We start from the raw sequence: 277 nt of genomic DNA, 5'->3' as shown, positions 1-277 counted from the left end.
AGCCCTGTCCCTGGAGGACGGCGCCCGCGTCGCCGCCCTGCGCAGCCAGGCGATCCTGGCCATCGCCGGACAGGGCGGCATGGCCTCGCTCCCGCTGCCCCGCGACCGCGCCGAGGAGCTGCTGGCCCGCTGGAACGGCCGGATCTCGGTCGCCGCGCTCAACGGGCCGACCGCGACCGTGGTCGCCGGGGACGGCAACGCGCTCGACGAACTCCTCGCCCACTGCGAGCAGTCGGAGATCCGCGCCCGCCGCATCGACGTCGACTACGCCTCGCAC

Annotated in this window: 1 protein-coding gene; it reads left to right on the top strand. The window is 75.8% G+C overall.

All coding sequences use genetic code 11. The features are described from left to right. The coding region (locus tag VM95_RS38265) for an acyltransferase domain-containing protein (protein ID WP_045706390.1) at positions 1–277 on the top strand (277 nt) is incomplete at both ends.

The organism is Streptomyces rubellomurinus (assembly GCF_000961885.1).
GTDB lineage: Bacteria > Actinomycetota > Actinomycetes > Streptomycetales > Streptomycetaceae > Kitasatospora > Kitasatospora rubellomurina.
The sequence above is the reverse complement of the archived record's forward strand: the minus strand, read 5'-3'. Positions and strand labels throughout refer to the sequence as shown.